Genomic DNA, 24,371 nt, shown 5'->3' on the forward strand with positions numbered 1-24,371 from the left:
CTTAGTGTGCGGAGGCTGCCGGGCGGCGTGCGGCGGCGCGCTCGGCCCGCTGTGCACGCTTGCGCGCGCGGCGCGCCTTCCAGCGCTCGCTCAGGCAGGAAAAGATCACGTACAGCGCCGGGGTGCTGAGCAGGGTCAGGCCCTGCGAGAACACCAACCCGCCAATCATCGCGATACCCAGCGGCCGGCGCAGTTCCGAGCCTTCGCCCAGGCCCACCGCCAGCGGCACCGCAGCCAGGATCGCCACCATCGTGGTCATCATGATCGGCCGGAAGCGCACGATCGATGCCTCGCGTGCAGCGGCACGTGCATCCTTGCCATGCTCGCGCTGCGCCACCAGTGCGAAGTCGATCATCATGATGGCGTTCTTCTTGACGATGCCGATCAGCAGCACCAGCGCGATCATCGAAATCACCGACAGCTCGGTGTTGGTGATGAACAACGCCAGCAGCGCGCCCACGCCGGCGGCCGGCAGGGTGGACAGGATGGTCACCGGGTGGATCAGGCTCTCGTAGAGCATGCCCAGCACGATGTACACGGTGAGCACTGCGGCCAGCAGCAACACGCCCATCGAATTGGGGTTGAGTTGCACGTTGAAACCGCCACCATCGCTGATGCGGATGTCGCCGGGCATGCGCAGCCCTTCCACGGTGTTCTTGATGATCAGATCCGCCTCGCCGGTGCTCACGCCCGGTGCGAGGTTGTAGCTCAGATCCATCGTCGAATACTGGTTGTCGTGGGTGATCTGCGGCGGTGCCAGACCCGGCACCTGCGTGGCCACCGCGGTGATCGGCACCATCTGGCCGGCGCGATTGGGCACGAACACTTCATCCAGTGCCTTGGGCGTGGCGGTCTGCGATGGCAGTGCATTGACCACCACGCTGTACTGGTTGAGATCCGAATAGATGGTGGAGATGGAGCGCTGGCCGAACGCGCCATACAGCGCGCCATCGATGGCACCCACTGAAATCCCCAGGCGCGCGGCCTTGGCGCGGTCGATCACGATGTTCTGGCGCAGGCCCGAGGTATCCACGTCGGTACCGACATCGCGCAGGCGCGGGTTCTTTTTCAGCGCGGCCTGCACCTTGGGCAACCATTCCTGCAGTTGCGCCAGGTCGTTGCCCTGCAGCGACACGCGGTATTGCGCCCCCTGACTGGTACCGCCGCCGCCGTCGCTGGGCAGGTCCTGGATTGCGCGCAGGCGCAAGTCCAGATCCGGGTAACGGTCGGCCTTGGCACTCAGGCGCGCAACCACCTGCGCGGTGGTCTCGCGGCGGCCTTCGTCGCGTTTTTTCAGTTCAATGTTGAACGAGGCGCTGGAGCCCTGGCGGCCGGAGCCCAGCCGCGCGCCCACGGTTTTCACCGCCGGGTCGGCCATCAACATGTCGGTGATGCGGCGCTGGCGGCTGACCATGTCGGCAAACGACACCGTGGCGCTGGAATTGGCGCGGCCCCAGATCAGGCCGGTGTCCTGTGGCGGGAACGAGCCCTTCTTGACCGCGCCGCCCAGGAAAATGGTGGCGGCGATCAGCACCAGCGGCGTCAGCGACAACAGCAAGGCATGCCGCAACGAAAAATCCAGTGCCACGGTGTACACCGCGAGCATGCGGTCGTGCATGCGATCCAGCCAGGCGCCAAAACGGCTGGGTTTTTCCGGCGCGGTATGGGCTGAGAGGAACCGGCTGCACAACGCCGGCGTCAGCGTCAGCGACACCAGCATCGAGACCACGATGGCGGCCACCAAGGTCACGGTGAACTCGCGGAAGAACGCGCCGACCATGCCGCTGGCAAACAACATCGGAATGAACACCGCCACCAGTGAGGCAGTGATCGACACGATGGTGAAGCCGATCTCGCGCGCGCCGGTGAGTGCGGCCTGCAGGCGCGGCATGCCCTCGTCGAGGTGGCGCATGATGTTTTCGATCACCACGATCGCATCGTCGACCACGAACCCAATCGCGATCACCAGCGCCAGCAGGCTGAGGTTGTTCAAGGTGAAGCCGAGCACATACATCACCAACGCCGAGCCGGCCAGCGACAGCGGTACGGTGACCGCGGCGATCAGCGTGGGCGCCAGGCGGCGCAGGAACAGCGCCATGGTCAGCACCACCATCGCCAGGCTGATCATCAGCGTGGCCTGCACTTCATGCAGCGAGGCGCGGATGGTGGGCGTGCGGTCGAAATACGGTGTGAGGGTGGTGCCGGGCTGCAGGTAGGCGCGCAGCTCGGGAATCTGCGCTTTCACCTGGTCCACGGTTTCGACGATGTTGGCACCGGCGCGGGTGAAGGCATACATCACCACCGCGGGTTTGCCGTTGAACCAGGCGGCCTGGTAGGCATCCTGCTGGCCGTCGTAGACGGTGGCCACATCGCCCAGGCGCACGATGCGCCCGTTGGATTGGGTGGAGATCGCCAGCTGCGCGAAGTCGGCGGCCTTGGCCACCGAATCGTTGGCGATGATCGCCATGGTGGTGTTGCCGTCGGACAAAAAGCCGGTCGGCGAGGTGACGTTGGCCGCGCGCACAGCGTTGCGCAGATCGTCCGGGGTCAAGCCCAATGCGTTGAGCGCGCGCAGGTCCACATCCACGCGCACGGCTGGTGTGGAGGCACCTGCGATATCCACCGAGCTGATGCCGGTGATCTGCCGCAGCCGTTGCGCCAACAGCGAGTCGGCCACGTTGTAGAGCTCATCGGCCGATTGGGTGTCGGAGGTCAGCGCAATGGCGATGACCGGGTCGTCGTTCGGGTTGGCCTTCTGGTACATCGGCGTACCGAGCCCGGAGGGCAGATCGGACTGTGCCGAGTTGATCGCGGTCTGCACATCCTGCGCGGCCGAATCGATGTCGCGATTACTCTGGAAAATCATGAACACCATGCTGCTGCTCTCCGAACTGGAGGAGCGCATGCGGTCAATCCCGGGCAGCTGCCCCAGGTGGCGTTCCAGCGGCGCGGTGACCGTGGAGGCCATGGTGCTGGCATCGGCGCCGGACTGCGTGGCGTGCACGAAGATCACCGGGATCTGGATGTTCGGCAACGCCGCCACGCCCAGCCGCAGGTAGCACATCAATCCGATCACGAACAAACCGATCGCCAGCAACGAGGTGCCGATCGGGCGCTTGATGAAGGGCGCGGAGATGTTCATGGCTGTGGCGCCGGGAATTGGGAATTGGGAATCGGGAGTCGGCAAGCAAGGTCAAAGCCACACACCAGTGCCTGCGTGCGCAGGCCAAGCCGCCGGCCGGCAACCCGATCAGCAACCACTGCACCAGCCGTCATGCCGGGCGCTCCGTCGTGGATGCCGGAGGCACGCCATCGCGGCGGGCGGCACGTTGCGCGCGCCAATCGCGCATGCGCTCGCCGGCGCGCTCCATGTACAGATAGATCACCGGGGTGGTGTACAGCGTGACCAGCTGCGAGAGCAGCAGGCCGCCAACGATGGCGATGCCCAGCGGGCGGCGCAATTCCGAACCGATGCCGGTGCCCAGCGCCAGCGGCAGCGCGCCCAGCATCGCGGCGGCGGTGGTCATCATGATCGGGCGGAACCGCAGCAGGCAGGCGCGCCGAATCGCTTCGTGCGCGTTGACGCCGGTACGGCGCGCTTCGATCGCGAAGTCGATCATCATGATCGCGTTTTTCTTGACGATGCCGATCAGCAGCACGATGCCGACGATGCCGTCCACCGACAGGCTCAGCCCGCACACCATCAACGCCAGCAACGCACCGACACCGGCCGGCGGCAGCGTGGAGATGATCGTCAGCGGGTGGATGTAGCTCTCGTAGAGCACGCCCAGCACGATGTAGATCACCACGATGGAGGCCAGCAGCAACCACACGATGTCGGTCTGGCTGCCGGTGAACTCGGCGGCCTTGCCGACGAATTCCGCATGCACCTGGGTGGGAATCTTGAGGTCTGCGCGCGCCTGTTCGATCGCCGCCACGGCCTGCGAGAGCGAATGCCCGGGTGCCAGGTTGAAGGAGATGGTCACCGCCGGCAGCTGCTGCTGATGGCTGACCACCAACGGCGTGTTGGTGACCTTGGCCTCGGCCAGCGCGGCCAGCGGAATGATGCTGCCGGCGCCGACCACAATGCCGGTGTTCTGGTTGCCCACGCCGGTGGCGGTGGACGAGTTGGACGAGGTCACCTGGCCGAAGCTGGTGGCATTGGTGCCGGTCAGCGCGCCACTGCCGTTGCTGGCCACGGCCAGCTGGTTCATCAATGCAGTGCTGCTGCGGAATTCCGGTGCCACTTCCAGCACCACGCGGTACTGATTGAGCTCGGTGAAGATGGTGGAGATCTGGCGCTGGCCGAAGGCGTCGTAGAGCGTGTCGTCGATGGTCTGCATCGGCACGCCCAGCATGCTGGCCTTGTCGCGGTCGATGCTGAGCTCCAGCGCGCGGCCCTGGTTGGCCAGGTTGTTGTCCACGTCGGCCAGCTCGGGCAGCTTGCGCATCGCCTCGGTCATGCGCGCGGCCCAGGACGCCAGTTCGGTGCTGTCCACGTCCGACATCGAATACTGGTATTCGGTGGCGGCCACGCGCGTGTCCAGGGTGACGTCCTGCACCGGCTTGAGGAACAGCGCCACGCCGGGAATGCCGGACACCGCTTTTTGCAGGCGCGCCACCACGGTTTCCAGATCGTCGCGGTCGCCGCGCGTCTTCAGCACGATCGACAGCTGGCCCTGGTTGAGCGTGGGATTCATCGAGCCTGCGCCGATGAAGGCAGCCACGCCGGTCACCGCCGGGTCCTTGCGCAGCGCGGCGGCCACCGCCTGGGTGCGCTGCTCCATCTGCGGGAAGGCCACGTTCTGGTCGGCCTGCACCACGCCGGTGATCAGGCCAGTGTCCTGTTCGGGCAGCAGGCCCTTGGGGATGGCCACATACAGCACCACGGTCAAGGCCACCGCGCCGATCGCCACGGCCAGGGTCAGTGGCTGGTGGTCGAGCACCCAGTCCAGCGAGCGCTCGTACACACCCACAGTGCGCGTCCACAGGTTGGTCTTGCCTTCAGCGGCCGCGCGCTCGTGCGCGTCTTCGCCTTCGGGCAACGCGTCGGGCTTGAGCAGGTAGGCGCACATCATCGGCGTCAGCGTCAGCGACACCAGCATCGAGATCACCACCGCAATCGACAGCACCCACGCAAACTCATGGAACAGCCGCCCGGTGACGCCGGGCATCAGCAGTAGCGGCAGGAACACCGCCACCAGCGAGACGGTCAGCGACAACACCGTGAAGCCGATCTGGCGCGCACCGATCTCTGCCGCCTCCGGCCCGCTCTTGCCTTGTTCGATGTAACGCACGATGTTTTCGATCATCACGATCGCATCGTCGACCACGAATCCGGTCGCCACCACCAGCGCCATCAGCGACAGGTTGTCCAGCGACATGCCCGCGAACGCCATCACCCCGAAGGTGCCGGCCAGCGACAACGGCACCGCCACCGAGGGAATGATGGTGGCCCACAGCCGGCGCAGGAACACGAAGATCACCGCCACCACCAGGAAGATGGTCAGCACCAGGGTGAACTTCACTTCATGCACCGAGGCGCGGATGGTTTCGGTGCGGTCGGAGAACACGTCCAGGTGCACGTCGGCCGGCAGCACGCCCTGAAGCTGCGGCAGGATGCTGCGGATCTGCTCCACCGTCTGCACGATGTTGGCACCGGGCTGGCGGCGGATTTCCAGCAGCACCGCCGGCTTGCCGTCGGCCCAGGCGGCCAGCTGGTCGTTCTCTACGCCATCGACCACCTTGGCCACATCGGCCAGCCGCACCGGCGCGCCGTTGTTGTAGCTGATGATGGTTTCGCGGTACTGCGCCGCGTCGGTGAGCTGGTCGTTGGTGCCGATGCTGTAGGACTGGGTCTTGCCGTTGAGCGAGCCCTTCGGCGCGCTGACATTGGTCTGGGTCAGTGCGCTGCGCAGCGACTCCATGGTCAGGCCCATGTTCGACAACTGCGCCGGATTGACCTGGATGCGCACCGCAGGCCGCACGTTGCCGGCGATCGACACCAGGCCCACGCCCGGCACCTGCGACAGGCGCTGGGCCAGGATCGCATCCGCATAGCGGTTGACCTCGCGCAGCGGCAGCGTGTCGGAGGTGAGCTTGAGCGTGAGGATCGCCGCGTCTGCGGGATTCACCCGGTTGTAGACCGGCTGGTAGGGCAACGACGAGGGCAGGGTGGCCTGGCGGATCGCTGCCTGCACGTCCTGCGCGGCGATATCGATATTCCGGTCCATCGAGAACTGCAGGATGATCGTGGACAGCCCCGCCGACGAATCGGAGGTCATCATCTGCAGCCCGGAAATCTGACCGAACTGCCGCTCCAGCGGCGTGGTCACCAGCGAGGCCATGGTGGTCGCGTTGGCACCGGGGTACTGGGTGGTGACGACCAGGCTGGGGGCGTCGATTTCCGGCAAGGCAGACACCGGCAATTGCCGGTAGCCCAGGATGCCCAGCAGCAGGATGCCCGCCATCAACAGCGAGGTGGCGATCGGACGGCGGATGAAGATGGTCGAAAAGCCCACGGGGGGTGTCCTTGCTGAAGACGTCAATCGATGCCGGCGCCAAGGGCGCCGACGCACACAGGCAACGGGAATGCCGTTGCCTGTGGTCGCGAGTTAGCGCGGGCCGCCGCCACGCCGGCCGCCGGCACTGCCGCGGCTCTTGTCCTGCGCCGCCTTGAGCTCGGCTTCGGTGGGCTCGGGCGGGGTTTCGCCCGGCTTGAGCGCGCTGACCTTGCTGCCCGGCTTGAGCCGGAACTGGCCTTCGGTCACCACGCGTTCGCCGGGCTTGAGGCCCTTGGTGATCTGCACGTGGCTGTCGTCCACCTCCACGCCCTGCACCACGGTGCGCATCTGCGCGGTGCTGTCGCTGCCCACTACGTAGACGTAATCGCCATCCGGGCCGCGCTGCACGGCCTGGGTCGGCACCACGGTGCCGCCGGAGATGGTGCGCAGCTGCAGCCGCACGTTGACGAACTGGCCCGGCCACAGCGCGTTGTCGGCATTGCCGAAGATCGCGCGCGCACCAAAGGTGCCGCTGTCGGCGGCGATGCGGTTGTCGATCACATCGAGCTTGCCGTCGGCACTGATCACGTGCGCATCGCCACGGTCCAGCGCGGCCACCGGCAACGGGGTGGCGGCCTGACCGCTGCGCACTGCCGGCAGCTCGCGCTCGGGCAGGCTGAAGGACACGTAGATCGGGCGGATCTGGGTCAGGGTGACGATGGTGGAGGTGGTGCTGACGATATTGCCCACGTCCACGCCGCGGATACCGGCAATGCCGTCGATCGGCGCGGTGACCCGGGTGAACTGCAACTGCACCTGCGCCGAGCGCATCTGTGCGTCGTTGGCGGCCACGGCGGCCTCGTACTGCGCCACCTGGTTGCGCTGGGTGTCCAGGTCGGTGCGCGACACGTACTGCTTGTAGGCCGGGTCATTGGAGCGCTGGTAGTTCACCCGCGCGGTGGCCAGCAGCGCCTGGTTCTGGCGCTTGGCGGCCAGCGCCTGGTCGTAGCTGGCTTGCAGCGTGCGCGGGTCGATCTGCGCCAGCAGCGCGCCCTTCTTCACTTCCTGGCCTTCCTGGAAATTCAGGCTCATCAGCTGGCCGGACACCTGCGGGTTCACCGTCACCGTGTTGAGCGCGGTCACCGTGCCCAGCGCGGTGGCGTACACCGGCACATCCTGGGTGGCGGCGGGCACCACAGTCACCGGTACCGGGCCGCTGTTTTCGGTGCCATTGCCGTCCGGTGCCCCTGGCCGCTTGCCCTGCTGGCCCCCGCCCATCATGCGCATTGCAACGAACACAACGACGAGCACCGCCACGACCAGCAGTGAGATCTTCCAGAAACGCGACATTCGACAACTCCTGATGGCGGGCCGGGCGCGTGGGTGCGTCCGTGGGGGCGGCTGAGCAAAGCATATCGTCGCGCCCGCAGGTTGGAACGTTACTGAAGTAACGGGCCACCCCCTGCGCGACAGGCCGATTCACTGGCGTGGTGCTGCGGCAACGCGCCACGGTCGTTGCGGTTGACCGCGGGGCTGAATCGCACCCCACTGTGGCCCGGGCGCGGCGCCGGTGCACTACAGTGAGGCATCCCGATTGGAGAATGTTCAATGCGCCATCGCCTGCTCAGCAGCGCCCTGCTGCTTGCCCTGCCCACGCTTGCCGCCGCCCAGGCCGCGCCCCGGCCCGAAGTCCAGGCGGCTGCGGCGCCCTTGCAGGCCAAGGTGGTGCAGTGGCGCCGCGACTTCCACCAGCACCCGGAGTTGTCCAACCGCGAGGAGCGCACCGCCGCCACCGTGGCCGCGCAGTTGCGCAAGCTAGGCCTGAAGCCGCGCACCGGCATCGCCCATCACGGCGTGGTGGCCATCATCAAGGGCGGCAAACCCGGCCCGAAGATCGCCCTGCGCGCGGACATGGACGCGCTGCCGGTCACCGAACAGACCGGCCTGCCGTTCGCCTCCAAGGCCACCTCCCAATACCGCGGCGAGACCGTGGGGGTGATGCATGCCTGCGGCCACGATGCCCACACCGCCATCCTGCTCGGCGTGGCCGAGGCCCTGGTGGGCATGCGCGAACAGTTGCCGGGCGAGGTGATGCTGATCTTCCAGCCCTCCGAGGAAGGCGCGCCGGGCAATGAAGAAGGCGGCGCCTCGTTGATGCTGAAAGAAGGCCTGTTTGCCGACTTCAAGCCGCAGGCGGTGTTTGGCCTGCACGTGTTCTCCAGCGTGCAGGCCGGCAAGATCGCGGTGCGCGGCGGCCCGCTGATGGCGGCCTCGGACCGGTTTGCGATCAAGATGATCGGCCGCCAGACCCACGGCTCGGCACCGTGGAACGGCATTGACCCGATCGTGGCCAGTGCCGACATGATCGGCACCGCGCAGACCGTGGTCAGCCGCCGCGCCAATTTGTCCAAGCAGCCGGCGGTGGTCAGCTTCGGCGCGATCAAGGGCGGTATCCGCTACAACATCATCCCCGACGACGTGGAGATGGTGGGCACCATCCGCACCTTCGACGAAGGCATGCGCCAGCAGATCTTTGCCGACCTCAAGACCGTGGCCGAACACACCGCCGCCGCGCATGGCGCCAAGGTCGAGGCGCACGTGCCCGACCAGGACGGCAACCCGGCCACCGTCAACGACCCGGCCCTGACGGCCAAGATGCTGCCCAGCCTGCAGGCCGTGGTGGGCGCAGACAACGTCTACGAACCGCCATTGCAGATGGGCGCGGAAGATTTCTCGTTCTACGCCCAGCAGGTACCGTCGATGTTCTTCTTCGTCGGTTCCACCGCCAAGGGCATCGACCCGGCCACCGCGCCCAGCAACCACTCGCCGCAGTTCCTGCTGGACGAATCGGCGCTGGATGTCGGCCTGCGTGCGCTGTTGCAGGTGTCGCTGGATTATCTGCAGCAGGGCTGAGGCTGGAGAATCGGGAATCGGCTGCGGTTGGGCGATTCCCGGTTTTCAGGGGACGTGCCGCTAGGCGACGGGCCGCGTGACGCGGCCCGATCGCCGCAGCGATCCAGGTGATTGCGCCCGCGTCGCCATACACCTCACGGCCAGCCCGGCCGCCCTAAAATGGCGGCATGAATACCCCAGAAGACTCCTCCCTCGGTCGTGAAGTCGCCTATCCCAGCGGCTACGACCCGTCACTGCTGTTTCCGATCCCGCGTGCGGCGGGGCGCGCGGCCATCGGCCTGCGCGGAGCGCTGCCGTTTGTCGGCCGCGACCGCTGGCATGCCTACGAATTGAGCTGGCTGGATGCGCACGGCAAACCGTGCGTGGCCACCGCCACCTTGCACGTGCCGTGCGAGTCGCCGGCGTTGATCGAATCCAAGTCGCTCAAGTTGTATCTGAACTCGCTCAACGCCACGCGCTTCAACAGCGCCGAAGCCGTACGTGCACGCATCGCCACCGATCTGTCCACACGTGCCGGTGCCGATGTATCGGTAGAATTCGGATTGCCGCCGATCGATGCGGTGGGCGAGGGCGAATCGATCGACGCACTGGATATCGCCATCGACGATTACGGCCCGCCCAAGGCCGACTATCTGGCCACCCATGCAGGCACGGTGGTGGAGGAAGTGCTGACCTCTGCATTGCTCAAGTCCAACTGCCCGGTCACCGGGCAACCGGATTGGGCCAGCGTCACGCTGCGCTACCGCGGCGCGCCGATCGACCGCGAAGGATTGCTGCGTTATCTGGTCAGCTTCCGCGACCACGCCGATTTCCACGAACAATGCGTGGAGCGCATTTTTCAGGACCTGCTGGTGCGTTGCGCGCCGGAGTGGTTGGTGGTGGAAGCACGCTATACCCGCCGTGGCGGGCTCGACATCAATCCGGTGCGCACCTCGCCGCAGGTGCCCACGCCGCTATCGATCTTTCGCGATCTGCGCCAGTAAGGCGCACATTGCAGGCACTCGCGCCGGCTTCACGGCGGCGCGATCAGCACTTAACGGCGCGCCGCGCACCCTGCGCATCATCGTGATGGACAGGGAGCGCGGCAATGAATGTCGACAAGAAAGCAGATTTTTCCAATGTCACGTCCACGGTCGACAGCACCGCGGAGGTCGTGCCATCGCCGGATTTTTCCAACGTCCGTTCCAGCGTGGAAAGCACCGCGCAAATCATCGGCGACGAGTCGGTGACGGTGCAGGCAGGCGACAGCCTGTCGGTGATTGCCAAGCGCCATTACGGCGACGGCAACTTGTGGCCACGCATCTTCGAAGCCAACCGCGACACGCTGAAAGATCCCGACACGATTTTTCCGGGCCAGGTGTTGCGCTTACCGCCGAAAGCGTAACCACCACGCTGCCCGCGCGTTGCCGCGGCCTGTTGCACACCCCCTTACTGTGATTCTTGGAGATCGATCCCATGCGTAGCAAATCCGCATCCAGCACCTTGGTCCTCGCACTTGCCGGCGTTCTGGCACTGTCCGGCTGTCGCAAGGAAGCCCACGACGATTCCAGCGTGTCGCAGGATCCAACCTCCGGCGCTGCAACCTCCGACATTCCAGGCCCCGCCAGCACGCCGCCGGCCGGTGACCAGGCCGCGCAGGGCACTGCCACTGGCGCCGCCAGCACCGATACGGCCGCAGCCAGTGGCGCGGCGGTCACGGTGTCCAGCGTGGCAGTGGGCAACAAGGCGGGCGCCGACAAGAGCGTGACGCCGGCCACCACACTGGGCAGCAAGGACACCATCATCGTTTCGCTGAAGACCGATGGCAGCGCCAGCAACGTGCCGGTTTCGGCCAAGCTGACCTTCCAGGACGGGCAGGTGGCGGGCGAGCAGAACGCGACACTGACCACCACCGGCGCGGAAACCACCAACCTGAGCTTCAGCAAGCCCGATGGCTGGCCGGCGGGTAGTTACACCGCGCAGGTCATGGTCGACGGCAAGCCGGCCGGCAGCCCGCAGACCTTCACCGTGAAGTAAGCCGCAGCGCGCTGCGCGGCCAGTACGCGCGCAGGTGTCAATCAAGCTCACCCATGCTGCGACTCTCTCCCGCAGCTTGGGACCTGAGGCGCGATCGCAAGGTCGCGCCTTTTTTTGTGGCTGTGTGCGTCTGCGCGGCAGCGTTCGCATTTCGTTACAGCTGCATCCATAGCGATTGGACGCGTGGCGGGATGAAGCATCCGCCTGTGGTCGCTTTACCCGGGCAAGGCCCAGACGCGACAATGCCGTGCTGATCCATCGCCGCGTCCACGCGCGTCGGCCGCTCGGCGTGCCACCAGCGACCCCCGTCGCGCACGCCCACGGCCACCGCCGTGCGGACCGGTGCTCCTCCCGACCACAAGAGCTATCGCACCTCATGTCGAAGACACCGAAGATCATCTACACGCTCACCGACGAAGCACCTTTCCTGGCCACGCAGTCGCTGCTGCCGATCATCGATGCCTACACCGATACCGCCGGGATCGTGGTCGAGACCCGCGACATTTCGCTGGCCGGACGCATCCTGGCCCTGTTCCCGGAGCAACTGACCGACGCGCAGAAAATTGCCGACGATCTGGCCGAACTGGGCGCGCTGGCCACCACGCCAGAAGCCAACATCATCAAGTTGCCCAACATCAGCGCCTCGGTGCCGCAGCTCAAGGCCGCGATCAAGGAACTGCAGAGCCAGGGCTACGCGTTGCCGGCGTATCCGGATGAACCCAAGGATGCCGCCGAGCAGGACATCAAGACGCGCTACGACAAGGTCAAGGGCAGTGCGGTGAATCCGGTGCTGCGCGAAGGCAATTCCGATCGCCGCGCACCGCTGTCGGTGAAGAACTATGCACGCAAGCATCCGCACCGCATGGGCAAGTGGAGCAGCGAGTCCAAGTCGCATGTGGCGCACATGGACAACGGCGACTTCTTCGGCAGCGAACAGTCCACCACGCTGGCGCAGGCCGGCACGCTGAAGATTGAATTCGTCGGTGCCGACGGCAGCAGCAAGGTGTTCAAGGACGCCGTTGCAGTGAAGGCCGGCGAGATCGTCGATGCCGCCGTGCTGAGCAAGCGCGCACTGGCCAGTTTCATTGATGCGCAGATCGCCGACGCGAAGGCCAAAGACGTGCTGTTCTCGGTGCATCTGAAAGCCACCATGATGAAAGTCTCCGACCCGGTGCTGTTCGGCGTGGTCGTGGGTGAGTTTTACAAGAGTGCGTTGAGCAAGCACGCCGACGTGCTGAAGTCGGTTGGCTTCGACCCCAACAACGGTATCGGTGATCTGTACGCACGCATTGGCACGCTGCCGGATGACGTGCAGGCGCAGATCAAGGCCGACGTGCAGGCCGAGTATGCGCAGCGCCCGGGGTTGGCAATGGTCAACTCGGACAAGGGCATCACCAATCTGCACGTGCCCAGCGACGTGATCGTCGACGCATCGATGCCGGCGATGATTCGCGATTCCGGCCAGATGTGGAATGCGCAAGGCAAGCTGCAGGACACCAAGGCCGTGATCCCGGATCGCTGCTACGCCGGCGTGTATCAGGCGGTGATCGACGACTGCAAGGCGCATGGTGCGTTCGATCCGTCCACGATGGGTTCGGTGCCCAACGTCGGCCTGATGGCGCAGAAGGCCGAAGAATACGGCTCGCACGACAAGACCTTCCAGATGTCCGCCGCCGGCACCGTCAAGGTCACCGATGGCAACGGCACCACCGTGTTCGAGCACGCTGTGGAAGCCGGTGATTTGTGGCGCATGTGCCAGGTCAAGGACGCGCCGATCCAGGATTGGGTGAAGCTGGCGGTCGAGCGCGCCCGCCTGAGCGACACCCCGGCCGTGTTCTGGCTGGACAAGGCACGCGCGCACGACGCGCAGGTCATCGCCAAGGTCGAAACCTACTTGAAGGATCACGACACCAACGGCCTGGACATCCGCATCCTGCCGCCGGTGGAGGCCACCACCTTCTCGCTGGAGCGCATCCGCAAGGGCCAGGACACCATCTCGGTCACCGGCAACGTGCTGCGCGACTACCTCACCGACCTGTTCCCGATCATGGAGCTGGGCACCAGCGCCAAGATGCTCTCGATCGTGCCGCTGATGGCCGGTGGCGGGCTGTTCGAGACCGGCGCCGGTGGTTCGGCGCCCAAGCACGTGCAGCAGTTCGTCGAAGAGAACTGCCTGCGCTGGGATTCGCTGGGTGAGTTCCTGGCCCTGGCCGCCTCGCTCGAGCACCTGGGCAACCGTTACGACAACCCGTCCGCCACTGTGCTGGCCAAGGCGCTGGACGTGGCCAACGGGCAGTTCCTGGACAACAACAAGTCGCCGGCGCGCAAGGTTGGCGAGCTCGACAACCGCGGCAGCCATTTCTATCTGGCGATGTACTGGGCACAGGCCCTGGCCGCACAGACCGAAGACACCGCGCTGCAGGCCAAGTTCGCACCGCTCGCCAAGGCCTTGACCGAGAACGAAGCCACCATCGTGGCCGAGCTCAACGGCGCACAGGGCAAGCCGGTGGAGATCGGTGGCTACTACCATCCGGATCTGGCCAAGGTCAGCGAGGCGATGCGTCCGAGCAAGACCTTCAACGACGTGTTGGCCACGCTCAAGGCCTGATCCCGCGCCCCGGCTATCGGTGCGTTCAATCAGTGCTAGCTCCAAGGCCCGCCTCGCCAAGAGGTGGGCCTTGTCGTTTCAGCGAAATGGCGACAACGCCGTCATCGCCCGCACCAGCCGGCGTGCACGCCGCGCCATGCGGTGTTCGGCACGCTGCTGGCGCGCAGCGTCCGGCGCGACCGAGGCAGGTTGCGCTGCCTGCGCGGCCGCATCCAGCGCCGTGTCCGGCTCTGCCAATTGCTGTGCAAGCGTCACGTCGGCAATGTGCCCGTGCTGGAACAGCAAGTCGGTAAAGATGCGCATGATCCTGCTCCCACTTGAGTGAAAGCCACAGTAGGTGCAGGCTGGGCGTGGAAGAAGCGAGGCTTTTGCAAGTCGGTGTTGAATTTCATTCAAGGGTGAGCCATGTCGCGTCCGCCGCTTCACGCATTGCAGGGGTTTGTCAGTGCCGTGCGTCTGGGTAATCTGTCGCGCGCGGCGGCGGCGATGCACCTCACCGTCAGCGCGCTCAGTCACCAGGTGCGTTCGCTCGAACAACGCTTGGGGTATCCATTGCTGCAACGGCACGCACGCGGTGTCAGTGCCACGCTGCAGGGGCAGCAGTTGCTCGATCGCATTGCACCGCATCTGGATGCCATCGCCGAAGCGTTCCAGCCGTTCGCTGCGCGCCGCGAAGACACGTTGACCCTGAGCATCACACCGTCGATGGCATCGGCCTGGCTGGTGCCGCGTCTGGGTGGATTTCTGGCGCTGCATCCCACCATCGAGATCAACCTGTTCTCGAGCGAGCGGCTGGTGGACTTCGAACGCCAGCAGCAGGTGGATGCCGGCATGCGCATCGGTGCCGGGCACTGGCCGGGCCTGATCGCCGAGCCCTTGTTCGACGAGTGGCTGGTGCCCATGGCGAGCCCCGCGCTGATCGCGCGCATGGGCGGGGTCGATGCGCAGCCACTGCATCAATGGCCCTTGCTGGGCGACCCGGATGGCGACTGGCTGCGTTGGTTTGCAACCTTCGGTGGCGAAGCACCGCGCCGCTATGCGGCGGTGCTGGACGAATCCGAAGCGCACCATCGTGCTGCGCTGGACGGCGTGGGGGTTGCACTGGGGCGGGTAACGCGCGCGCGGTTGTTGCTGGCGTCCGGCCAGCTGGTCGCCTTGTCTGCACAACGGCTCAAGACCAGCTGGTCGCATTACCTGGTGTATCCGGCGCGCTCGGCCTCGCATCGCGGTTTTCTCGCCTTCCGCGCTTGGCTGCAGGAGCAGGCGCGCGAGCATGCGGCGCACGCGCAGCAGGCGGCATCCGCAGTTCCCACGCCACGCCGTCGCAAGCGCTGAGGACAGCCATGAACCAACTATCGTTACCACCGCAATCCGAGCGCCGCGCGCTGGCGATCGGTCGTGCTGTCTATGAGGCTTTTCAGGACTACCACGCGCAGTTTTCGCAGATCACCGCGCGTGCCAGGCAGCGCTTCGAAACGCGCGACTGGAGCGGCGCACGCGAAGATGCGGTGGCGCGGATTGCGCTCTACGATCACTACATCAGCGAATGCATGTTGCGCCTGCGCGCGGTGTTGCTGGGGCAGGCGCACGATCGCGCGCTGTGGATGCGCGCCCGCACTCATTACGCGGAGCTGCTCACCGGCCTGATCGACCAGGAGCTGTACAAGACCTTCTACAACACGCTGACGCGGCGTTACTTCCGCACCCAGGGCGTGGATGCGCAGATCGAATTCATTGCGCTGGATATCGAGCCCACCGATGCCATCACCGTGCCGGTGGCGCGGCATACCTACGCGGTCTCGCCTGGCCGGTTGACCGAGATGCTGGTGCGCGTGCTCGGCGATTATCCATTTGAGGTGCCGTATGCGCACCGCACCCGCTGCGCGGCGGCAATCGCGGTGCGGCTGCTGGACGACCTTGCCCATTGGGGCGAGCACCCGGTGCGCAGCGTCGAATTGCTGGAAACGGTGTTCTATCGCGAACGTCGTGCGTATCTGGTCGGGCGGGTGTTCGGCGAACATCGCTTTTCGCCATGTGTGATTGCGCTGGTCAACGACGATGCCGGTCTACGCGCCGAAGCGGTGCTGACGCGCCGCAGCGACGTCGCGCAATTGTTCAGTAATTCCCGCAGCTATTTCCAGGCGGATCTGACCACCGTCGGTGATGCGGTCGTGTTTCTGCGCAGCCTGCTCACGCACAAGCCCATCGACGAGCTGTACACGATGCTGGGGCGTGCCAAGCAGGGCAAGACCGAGCGGTATCGCACGTTTTTCCGCCACTTCCAGGCCCATCCGGCCGAACAGCTGGTGCATGCCGACGGCACGCCGGGGATGGTCATGGTGGTGTTTACGCTGCCCAGCTATCCGTTGGTGTTCAAGTTGATCCGTGACCGCTTCGCATATCCCAAGACCATGAGCCGCGCGCAGGTCGAAGGCAAATACGAGCTGGTGTTTCAGCTCGACCGCATTGGTCGCCTGCTCGATGCGCAGCCATACCGGTTTCTGCGGTTTCCCAAGGCGCGTTTCTCGCCTGCACTGCTGCAGGATCTGCAGACCAGCTGTGCGATGAGCCTGAGCGAAGACGGCGACGATGTGCTGATCGCGCTGTGTTACGTGCAGCGCCGCCTGCGCCCGCTCAATCTGTATCTGCGCGAGCAGCAGCCCGCCGCCGCGCATGCCGCCGCGCTGGACTACGGGCAGGCGATCAAGGACATGGCGCGCAACAACATCTTCCCCGGCGACATGCTGCTTAAGAATTTCGGCATCACCCGGCACCAGCGCGCGGTGTTCTACGACTACGACGAGCTGTGCCTGATCACCGAATGCACTTTCCGCGATTGGCCCACGCCCACCAACTATGAAGAACAGATGGCAGCCGAGCCCTGGTTTCACGTCGGCCCGCGCGACGTGTTTCCCGAGCGCTTTGCGTTGTTCATGGGCCTGCCGTCCTCGCAGCTGGAAGCGGTCAAGCACATGCATCCCGAGCTGTTCGACCCGCAGTGGTGGCGCGGCCTGCAGGCACGCCTGCGCGAAGACGATTACCCGGACACGCCGCCGTATGCGGAGTCGCGCCGGCTGGCCTAGACCGTTTCGTTTACGGCCGCAGCCTGGTAAAACGTGCGATCACCAATGGAGTACGGCAATGCAGTGGAAGCAACGTGTAGGTCTGGGCATCCTTTTTTCGCTGGCGGCGATGGGCGTGGCGCACGCCAAGCCGGACGCTGCGCGTCTGCAGATCGAAGCAAGCATGAATGTCACCGGTGAGCTGACGCTGACGCCCGATGGCACCGTGACAGGGGTGGCGCTCGCCGACGAGGAGCGTTTGCCTGCCGCCGTCCGCGAGCGGATCAAACACTCGGTGGCAGCGTGGCGGTTCGATCCGGTCAAGGACGACGGCAATGGCTTGCCGGCGCGGCTGCCGATGAGTTTGCTGCTGGTCGCCAAGCCCGCCGATGACAATCAGTACCAGGTGTCGATTCGCAGTGCGCATTTTGGCGGGCAGGCCCAGCAGGGCGATAGCGCACAGGCCAAGGACATGCAGCCGCCGCCTTATCCGGTCAATGCCTTCCGGGGCGGCGCGACCGGCGTGGTCTATCTGATGCTCAAGATCGGACGCGATGGCAAGGTGGAGGATGTGGTTGCCGAACAGGTCAACCTCACCGCGCTGGTTCCCGAGTCCAAGCGTGCGCGCTGGCGCAAGGAATTTGCCGATGCCTCAATGGCCAAGGCGCGCAGTTGGACCTTCACTCCTCCAACGGCAGGGCCTGAGCGCAATGCGCCGTTCTGGGAGATGCGCGTGCCGGTGACGTTCGACATCGCAGCGTCCGAGAAGGACCTGGATGCCAAGCAGAAAAAATGGCAATCGTATCTGCCGGGCCCGCGTCAGACGGCATCGTGGCGAACGCAGAACGACACTGCCGCATCGATCGACAGCCCGGACGCATTGCCAGGCTCGGGACTGTTTTCCGTAAGCGGCGAAGGCGTGCGGCTGATGACGCCGCTGCAGGAAGGCTGAGGATCCACCCAGGACGCTATTGGTGGAGTCGGATCGCTGTGGCGTGTTGTTGCGCATCCGTCCTGCCAGGGAATCAACCATCCGATGGCCGCCGGCATGACGCGCAACCAGAGCGCAGTCGATCCGCACCGACCGCACAATCGCGATCGAGCGCGGAGAACCAAGTGCATGGCCCCACGTAAAACGCCGCCCAAAAAAAGCCCCGCAACGCGGGGCTTTTTCGTAACACACCAACCAACTGAACTCAGCGCTTCATCGAACTGAAGAACTCGTCGTTGGACTTGGTGGTCTTCATCTTGTCCAGCAGGAACTCCATCGCGGCGATTTCGTCCATCGGATGCAGCAGCTTGCGCAGGATCCAGATCTTCTGCAGCAGCTCCGGCTCGATCAACAGATCTTCGCGGCGCGTGCCCGAGCGGTTGATGTCGATCGCCGGATAGACGCGCTTTTCGGTGATACGGCGGTTCAAATGCACTTCGCTGTTGCCGGTGCCCTTGAACTCTTCGTAGATCACCTCGTCCATCTTGCTGCCGGTTTCCACCAGCGCCGTGGCAATGATGGTCAGCGAACCGCCTTCTTCCACGTTACGTGCCGCACCGAAGAAGCGCTTCGGGCGATGCAGGGCGTTGGCATCCACACCGCCGGTGAGCACCTTGCCGGAGCTCGGCACCACGTTGTTGTAGGCGCGTGCCAGGCGGGTGATGGAGTCCAGCAGGATCACCACGTCCTTCTTGTGCTCGACCAGGCGCTTGGCCCGTTCGATCACCATCTCGGCAACCTGCACGTGGCGCGCGGCCGGCTCGTCGAACGTGGAGGAGATGACCTCGCCGCGCACGGTGCGCTGCATTTCGGTCACCTCTTCCGGGCGCTCGTCGATGAGCAGCACGATCATGTGCACTTCGGGGTGGTTGGTGGTGATCGCCGTGGCCACCTGCTGCATCATCATCGTCTTACCGGCCTTGGGCGGGGAGACGATCAGCGCACGCTGACCTTTACCCTGCGGTGCCATCAGATCGAGGATGCGGCCGGTGATGTCCTCGGTGGACCCATCGCCGCGTTCCAGGCGGAAACGCCGACGCGGGAACAGCGGGGTCAGGTTCTCGAACAGTACCTTGTTCTTGCTCGCTTCCAGCGGCTCACCATTGATGGTGTCCACGATCGACAGCGCGAAATAGCGTTCGCCGTCCTTGGGGAAGCGGATGCGGCCGGACAGATGGTCGCCGGTGCGCAGGTTGAAGCGACGGATCTGGCTCGGCGAGATATACGTATCGTCCGGGCCGGCCAGGTAGCTGGCCTCGGCGGCACGCAGGAAGCCGAAACCGTCGGGCAGGATCTCCAGCACGCCGTCGGCGGCAACGCCTTCGCCATGACGGGTGAGCACCTTGAGCAGCGCAAAGATCACATCCTGCTTGCGTGCGCGGGCAACGCCTTCCTGGATGTTGAGCTGGTCGGCGATATCCAGCAGCTTCTGCGCCGGCATCCGCTTGAGGTCGCTCAGCGAGTACGCCGGGAAGCCTTCCGGCACGGCCGGATGCGGACGCGCGATGAACGGCTCGTTGCTGCCATCGGACGACGGCATGCCGCCTTCGCTCTCATTGCCGAAGCGGTCGCGGCCACGGTCGCGACGGTTGCGGAACCGGTCACGGCGGTTGCCCTGCTGGTTCTGGCCCTGGCCCTGATTCTGGCCCTGACCTTGACCCTGCTGGCCTTGGCCTTGGCCTTGGCCTTGGCTTTGGCCCTGGTTCTGACCCTGGCCTTGCTGCTGGCGCTGCTGACCCTGACCCTGGCTCTGCGCCTGGTTCTGGTTTTGCTGCTGCTGCGCCTGGTTGAAGCGCTGCTGCTGCGACTGGCCGCCCTCACGGGATTCGCCGTGCTGCTCGCCAGCATGTCCAGCCTGGGCTGCGCCACCATCGCCAGACGACTGCGCCGGCGCCGATTCGGCTGCGGGCGACGGGGTCTGCGTGGGGCGCGGAGCCTCGGGGGCGGGGCTGCTGGGCAAGGGAAGATTGGGTTGTTGCGACCCGGCGTCGTCATGGGCGACGGCGGTCTTGCTGACACGTGGCTTGCGCACACGCTTCTCGACGGGGGCGTCAACGCTCCCGGTATCGGAGGAAGGATTCTCGGACAAGTGCTTGATTCCTCGCTAAGAGTGCGAGCGCCCGGCTGGGGGGCGAACTGTGGTGATGGGAGTCTAGAAGAGGTTTCTAGAGGGGTACGGCGGCGCACGAACGTGCGCCGGATCAACTGACACTACCACCGCCGCGCAGAGCGGCGCAAGCGTCTGCCAAAGCAGGAGTTAACTGCCGGCAAAACGCAGGGCGCCCATGGCTGGACGCCCTGTCACTCAGGCGGCCGCGCCGCCCAGGGTCTTGTCGATCATCTGGGTCAGCTGGCCCTTGCCAACTGCCCCGATCTGGCTTGCCTGGACCTCACCGTCCTTGAACAGCAACAGCATCGGGATCGAGCGCACGTGGTACTTGATGGCCAGAGCGCGGTTCTGGTCCACGTTGACCTTGGCAACCTTGAGCTTGCCCTGGTATGTATCGGCCAGATCGTCCAGCACCGGGGCGATCATCTTGCACGGGCCGCACCATTCGGCCCAAAAATCCACCAGGACCGGTTCGCCGGATTGCAGTACAGCTGTATCGAAGTCGGCATCGCCGACATGTTGAACCTTGTCGCTCACGTTGGGTCTCCTGGAAACCAAAACGGCCTACCCGACCGGGCAGGCCGCCACATTGCGGTAAACTGGGGCATTGCGCGACTGAATCAAGTGTCAGTCCTGAAGCCGCGCTGTCCGCCACAAGAGCCGCAGTTTGCGACGCTGTCGGCATCGATGCAAGCCGCGCCCGGGCTGCCCAGGGCGCCTCACGAAGACGGAATAATGAGCGACAAACCGCTGACCGATTTGACTTTTTCCTCGTTCGACCTGCATCCGGCGCTGGTCGCCGGGCTGGAGAGCGCCGGGTTTACGCGCTGCACGCCGATCCAGGCGCTGACCCTGCCGGTCGCCCTGCCCGGCGGCGACGTCGCCGGCCAGGCCCAGACCGGCACCGGCAAAACGCTGGCGTTCCTGGTTGCGGTGATGAACCGCCTGCTGATCCGCCCCGCGCTGGCCGACCGCAAGCCGGAAGACCCGCGCGCCCTGATCCTGGCGCCCACCCGCGAGCTGGCCATCCAGATCCACAAGGACGCCGTGAAGTTCGGCGCCGACCTGGGGCTGCGCTTTGCGCTGGTCTACGGTGGCGTGGACTACGACAAGCAGCGCGAGCTGCTGCAGCAGGGCGTGGACGTGATCATCGCCACCCCGGGCCGGCTGATCGACTACGTCAAGCAGCACAAGGTGGTCTCGCTGCATGCCTGCGAGATCTGCGTGCTGGACGAAGCCGACCGCATGTTCGACCTGGGCTTCATCAAGGACATCCGCTTCCTGCTGCGGCGCATGCCCGAACGCGGCACCCGCCAGACGCTGTTGTTCTCGGCCACGCTCAGCCACCGCGTGCTGGAGCTGGCCTATGAGCACATGAACGAGCCGGAAAAGCTCGTCGTGGAGACCGAGACCATCACCGCCGCGCGGGTGCGTCAGCGCATCTATTTCCCCTCCGACGAAGAGAAGCAGACGCTGCTGCTGGGCCTGCTGTCGCGCAGCGAAGGCGCGCGCACCATGGTGTTCGTCAACACCAAGGCGTTCGTGGAGCGGGTGGCGCGCACCCTGGAGCGGCACGGCTACCGCGTGGGCGTGTTGTCCGGCGACGTGCCGCAGAAGAAGCGCGAGTCGTTGCTCAACCGCTTCCAGAAGGGCCAGCTGGAAATCCTGGTGGCCACCGACGTGGCCGCGCGCGGCCTGCACATCGATGGCGTCAAGTACGTCTACAACTACGACCTGCCGTTCGACGCCGAAGACTACGTGCATCGCATCGGGCGCACCGCGCGCCTGGGCGAGGAGGGCGATGCGATCAGCTTCGCCTGCGAGCGTTATGCGATGAGCCTGCCGGACATCGAGGCCTACATCGAGCAGAAGATCCCGGTCGAACCGGTGACCTCCGAGTTGCTGACCCCGTTGCCGCGCGCTGCGCGTGCGCCGGTGGAAGGCGAAGACGTTGGTGATGCCGAGGGCGAAAGCGTCGGCGCGATCTTCCGCGAGGCGCGTGAGCAGCGTGCGGCCGACGAAGCGCGTCGTGGCGGTGGCCGTAGCGGCCCCGGTGGCGCTTCGCGTAGCGGCAGTGGCGGCGGTCGTCGCGACGGCGCCGGTGCAGATGGCAAGCCGCGTCCGCCGCGTCGCAAGCCGCGCGTGGAAGGCGAGGCCGATCCGGCCGCAGCGCCCAGCGAGACGCCGGTGGTTGTCGCTGCTGCCGCAGAAACCCCTGCCGTCACCGCGGCCGAAGGCGAGCGCGCACCGCGCAAGCGCCGTCGGCGTCGCAACGGACGCCCGGTCGAAGGTGCCGAGCCGGTGGTGGCATCCACGCCCGTGCCGGCCCCCGCCGCGCCGCGCAAACCCACCCAGGTGGTGGCCAAGCCGGTACGTGCCGCAGCCAAGCCGTCGGGCAGCCCGTCGTTGCTGAGCCGCATCGGACGCAGGCTGCGTTCGTTGGTCTCCGGCAGCTGAGGTATTGCGGCATAGATCGCATCGCCGTGCACCGGCGATGCGACGCAAGCGCTGACGCTCCGGCATAATCGATAGATGACCGTTCTGCGTTTCGACAACGTCAGCAAGCACTACGCCGGTGGCCACCAGGCGCTGACCGATGTCAGCTTCGAAGTGGCCGATGGCGAGATGCTGTTCGTGACCGGCCACTCCGGCGCCGGCAAAAGCACCTTGCTCAAATTGATCCACCTCAGCGAGCGGCCCAGCCAGGGCGCGGTGCTGCTGGGAGAACGCAACCTGCTCAAGGTGCGTGGCCGGCACATTCCACTGCATCGCCGCCAGGTGGGCGCGGTGTATCAGGATCACCGCCTGCTCAACGATCGCAGCATTGCCGAAAACGTTGCCTTGCCACTGATCCTGCGCGGCACCCGCCGTGCGGAAATCGGCAAGCGCGTGCGCTCGGCGCTGGAGCGGATCGGCCTGGCCCATCGCGAGAAGGCGCTGCCTTCGCAATTGTCGGCCGGCGAACAGCAGCGCGTGGGCATTGCCCGTGCCATCGTCGGCGAACCGCGCCTGTTGGTGGCCGACGAACCCACCGGCAACCTGGATCCGGCACTGGCCGCGGAAATCATGCAGCTGTTTGCCGAGCTGCCGGCGCGCGGTACCAGCGTGCTGGTGGTCAGCCACGACCTGGCGCTGCTCAAGCAGATGCGCAAGCGCGTGCTGATCCTGGACCACGGCCGCCTGGTCGATGACATCTCGCCGCAGGACCTGGCCGAATGAGCAAGCTCGCCAATACCGAATCGGTGGCCCCCTCGCGGTTCGGCGTGTGGATCGACCACCATCTGCACAGCATAGCCTTCAGCCTGGGCCGCGCCATGCGCAAGCCCTGGGCCACCTTGCTCACCATCGTGGTGATGGCGCTGGCCCTGGCATTGCCGCTGGGGCTGTCGATCGCGCTGGATAACGTCAAGCTGCTGGCTGGCAGCGTGCAGCAGTCGCGCGAAATCAATCTGTTCCTCAAGGTGGACGTGGCCGCCGATGCGGCCGAGCGCCTGGCCGGCGAGCTGCGCGCACGTGCGGACATTGCCCAGGTGGCGGTGCGCACGCCGGCGCAGGGCCTGGCCGACCTGCGCGAGAACGCCAAGCTGGACGAAGCGATCAATGCACTCGGCGACAACCCGCTGCCTACGCTGCTGATCGTCACCCCGGCCGATGCCACTGACGATGCGCAGCTGGCCGCCGCCTTGCAGGCTTTGCCGCAGACCGACCAGGTGCAACACGACGCGCTATGGCGCAAGCGTTTGGATGGCTGGCTGCATTTCGGCGAGCGGCTGGTGCAGGTGCTCTCGGCCCTGCTCGGCATTGGCGCGGTGCTGGTGGTCGGCAATACCGTGCGGCTGGATATCCAATCGCGGCGCGAAGAGATCGGCGTGCTGCAGCTGCTGGGTGCCAGCGATGGCTTCATCCGCCGGCCGTTCCTGTATCTGGGTGCGTGGTACGGGCTGGGCGCCGGCGCGGTCGCGCTTGCTCTGATCGCCGCTTCCGGGTTTGCATTGCGTACGCCGCTGGCCACGCTGGCCGACAGCTACGGCAGTTCCTTTACCCTGCACGGACTGGATCTGCTGCATTCTGCGATGGTGTTGGTGGGTACCCTGGTGCTGGGTTGGCTGGGTGCCTGGCTGGTCACCGGCCACTTCCTCCGTCAGACCCGCCCCACCGAGACCTGAGA

The 24,371-nt window shown here is 65.7% G+C and carries 17 protein-coding genes; 11 read left to right on the forward strand and 6 right to left on the reverse strand.

Features of this window, described 5'->3' with window-relative positions; all coding sequences use genetic code 11:
- Position 1 precedes the first annotated feature (1 nt).
- The 3 genes from QRM89_RS15360 to QRM89_RS15370 form a co-directional block, all read right to left on the reverse strand.
- Positions 2 to 3,142, reverse strand: coding sequence for an efflux RND transporter permease subunit (locus QRM89_RS15360; RefSeq protein ID WP_129589222.1), 3,141 nt, complete (start codon positions 3,140 to 3,142; stop codon positions 2 to 4).
- A 130-nt stretch (positions 3,143 to 3,272) separates the two neighbouring features.
- Positions 3,273 to 6,521 carry an efflux RND transporter permease subunit gene (locus tag QRM89_RS15365; RefSeq protein ID WP_285448401.1) on the reverse strand — a complete coding sequence of 1,083 codons (3,249 nt, stop codon included), beginning with the start codon at positions 6,519 to 6,521 and terminating at the stop codon, positions 3,273 to 3,275.
- Positions 6,522 to 6,614: 93 nt separating this feature from the next.
- Positions 6,615 to 7,853 (reverse strand): efflux RND transporter periplasmic adaptor subunit, encoded by a 1,239-nt coding sequence (locus tag QRM89_RS15370; protein ID WP_011038868.1) that lies wholly within the window; start codon positions 7,851 to 7,853, stop codon positions 6,615 to 6,617.
- Between the two features lie 258 nt (positions 7,854 to 8,111).
- Between QRM89_RS15370 and QRM89_RS15375 the strand changes: the two genes are divergently transcribed.
- The 5 genes from QRM89_RS15375 (at position 8,112) to QRM89_RS15395 (ending at position 14,040) form a co-directional block, all read left to right on the forward strand.
- The gene (locus tag QRM89_RS15375) at positions 8,112 to 9,416 is read left to right on the forward strand and encodes a M20 family metallopeptidase (RefSeq protein WP_050912478.1); all 1,305 of its coding nucleotides are present in this window, start codon (positions 8,112 to 8,114) and stop codon (positions 9,414 to 9,416) included.
- Between the two features lie 167 nt (positions 9,417 to 9,583).
- The gene (queF, locus tag QRM89_RS15380; protein ID WP_057673459.1) at positions 9,584 to 10,399 is read left to right on the forward strand and encodes an NADPH-dependent 7-cyano-7-deazaguanine reductase QueF; all 816 of its coding nucleotides are present in this window, start codon (positions 9,584 to 9,586) and stop codon (positions 10,397 to 10,399) included.
- Positions 10,400 to 10,503: 104 nt separating this feature from the next.
- Positions 10,504 to 10,800, forward strand: coding sequence for a LysM peptidoglycan-binding domain-containing protein (locus tag QRM89_RS15385; protein ID WP_040941941.1), 297 nt, complete (start codon positions 10,504 to 10,506; stop codon positions 10,798 to 10,800).
- Positions 10,801 to 10,871: 71 nt separating this feature from the next.
- Positions 10,872 to 11,432: a hypothetical protein gene (locus QRM89_RS15390; RefSeq protein WP_285448402.1), complete on the forward strand. Its 561-nt coding sequence runs from the start codon at positions 10,872 to 10,874 to the stop codon at positions 11,430 to 11,432.
- 376 nt (positions 11,433 to 11,808) lie between these two features.
- Entirely contained in the window at positions 11,809 to 14,040 is a 2,232-nt protein-coding gene (locus tag QRM89_RS15395; RefSeq protein ID WP_285448403.1) for an NADP-dependent isocitrate dehydrogenase, read from the forward strand.
- Between the two features lie 78 nt (positions 14,041 to 14,118).
- Here QRM89_RS15395 and QRM89_RS15400 read toward each other — a convergent pair whose 3' ends face one another.
- Positions 14,119 to 14,343, reverse strand: coding sequence for a hypothetical protein (locus tag QRM89_RS15400; protein ID WP_115555206.1), 225 nt, complete (start codon positions 14,341 to 14,343; stop codon positions 14,119 to 14,121).
- Positions 14,344 to 14,445: 102 nt separating this feature from the next.
- Here QRM89_RS15400 and QRM89_RS15405 point away from each other — a divergent pair, with 102 nt between their 5' ends.
- From QRM89_RS15405 to QRM89_RS15415, 3 genes are read left to right on the forward strand one after another with little or no spacing between them, the layout of a single operon-like run.
- Positions 14,446 to 15,375, forward strand: a complete 930-nt coding sequence (locus tag QRM89_RS15405; RefSeq protein ID WP_042595264.1) for a LysR substrate-binding domain-containing protein — start codon at positions 14,446 to 14,448, stop codon at positions 15,373 to 15,375.
- 8 nt (positions 15,376 to 15,383) lie between these two features.
- Positions 15,384 to 17,123, forward strand: coding sequence for a bifunctional isocitrate dehydrogenase kinase/phosphatase (gene aceK / locus QRM89_RS15410; RefSeq protein WP_285448404.1), 1,740 nt, complete (start codon positions 15,384 to 15,386; stop codon positions 17,121 to 17,123).
- A 58-nt stretch (positions 17,124 to 17,181) separates the two neighbouring features.
- A complete protein-coding gene (locus tag QRM89_RS15415; RefSeq protein ID WP_285448405.1) occupies positions 17,182 to 18,054 on the forward strand; it encodes a hypothetical protein in 873 nt (290 codons plus the stop codon).
- Between the two features lie 244 nt (positions 18,055 to 18,298).
- On the opposite strand, the gene rho is transcribed toward QRM89_RS15415, so the two are convergent.
- Together rho and trxA are read right to left on the reverse strand one after the other, a co-directional pair.
- A complete protein-coding gene (gene rho, locus QRM89_RS15420) occupies positions 18,299 to 20,182 on the reverse strand; it encodes a transcription termination factor Rho (RefSeq protein WP_285448406.1) in 1,884 nt (627 codons plus the stop codon).
- A 216-nt stretch (positions 20,183 to 20,398) separates the two neighbouring features.
- The gene (gene trxA / locus QRM89_RS15425) at positions 20,399 to 20,740 is read right to left on the reverse strand and encodes a thioredoxin TrxA (protein WP_011038858.1); all 342 of its coding nucleotides are present in this window, start codon (positions 20,738 to 20,740) and stop codon (positions 20,399 to 20,401) included.
- Positions 20,741 to 20,938: 198 nt separating this feature from the next.
- On the opposite strand from trxA, the gene rhlB reads away from it, so the two are divergent.
- The 3 genes from rhlB (at position 20,939) to ftsX (ending at position 24,369) form a co-directional block, all read left to right on the forward strand.
- Complete coding sequence (rhlB, locus tag QRM89_RS15430) at positions 20,939 to 22,660, forward strand: ATP-dependent RNA helicase RhlB (RefSeq protein ID WP_076056927.1); 1,722 nt, start codon at positions 20,939 to 20,941, stop codon at positions 22,658 to 22,660.
- Between the two features lie 75 nt (positions 22,661 to 22,735).
- Positions 22,736 to 23,422 carry a cell division ATP-binding protein FtsE gene (ftsE, locus tag QRM89_RS15435; protein WP_115531148.1) on the forward strand — a complete coding sequence of 229 codons (687 nt, stop codon included), beginning with the start codon at positions 22,736 to 22,738 and terminating at the stop codon, positions 23,420 to 23,422.
- Positions 23,419 to 24,369, forward strand: a complete 951-nt coding sequence (gene ftsX, locus QRM89_RS15440) for a permease-like cell division protein FtsX (RefSeq protein WP_285448407.1) — start codon at positions 23,419 to 23,421, stop codon at positions 24,367 to 24,369. Before ftsE ends, ftsX begins: the two co-directional genes overlap by 4 nt.
- The last annotated feature ends 2 nt before the right edge of the window (positions 24,370 to 24,371 follow it).

This window comes from Xanthomonas sp. LMC-A-07 (assembly GCF_030208825.1).
Classification (GTDB): domain Bacteria; phylum Pseudomonadota; class Gammaproteobacteria; order Xanthomonadales; family Xanthomonadaceae; genus Xanthomonas; species Xanthomonas campestris.